This is a genomic window from Mucilaginibacter sp. P2_A5 (assembly GCF_056404995.1).
The window spans coordinates 1-736 of sequence record NZ_JBFUCY010000084.1 but is presented as its reverse complement, the minus strand read 5'-3'; the positions used below and the strand labels follow the sequence as shown (position 1 = coordinate 736).

Sequence of the window (736 nt, the reverse complement as noted above, 5' to 3'; positions counted from 1 at the left end):
TCAGTATCTTAAAGAAGATTACCACATCGAACTTTAAGAATGATTCCCAAGGCTAAAGCACTCAAACTAATCGCTATCTATTTGCATATCTGCAAGTTACACGACGAAGAACTTCAATACTTATATCAAAGATACACGAATAATGATAAACCTGAATTTACAGATCAGGAAATGATAACTTTATATCTTTTTGTTGTCCAGCAGGAGCAAAGGTTTAAAGTTTCTCAGATATATGCTTTTGCGGATCAGTACATGCGTTCMTGGTTTCCTGCCTTACCTTCTTATCAGGCATTTAACAGAAGATTAAATCGTCTTAGCGAAGCTTTCAARTTAATAGCTGCCCGTTCGGTTTCAGATTTCATACCCTCGGATTGCAGGCTTGATATGAGCTTGCTTGATTCTATGCCCATTATTACCTGCTCTGGTAAACGAAGCGGAAAAGTGGCCACTGAAATTACCGACAAAGGATTTTGTGGCACCAAGTCCTTATATTATTATGGACTTAAGTTACATGCATTGGCTTTTTCCAGACCTAATAGAATGCCTTTTCCCGAACAAATTATCATCACTACCGCATCTGAGAGCGATTTGAACGTCTTTAAGCAGGATTGGGGCGGCATAACAAACCGGACCTTCTTTGGAGACAAAATATATCATGATATACCATACTTTAAAGACTTAGAAATAAAAGCAAACGCAACTATGCTTACACCTGTCAAAGCTGTAAAGTGTCAAG

Annotated in this window: 1 protein-coding gene; it reads left to right on the top strand. The window is 38.0% G+C overall.

Going from position 1 to position 736, the window contains the following annotated elements; genetic code table 11:
• Positions 1-39: 39 nt before the first annotated feature.
• The coding region (locus AC1DXF_RS29445) for a transposase (protein ID WP_477452251.1) at positions 40-736 on the top strand (697 nt) is incomplete at its 3' end.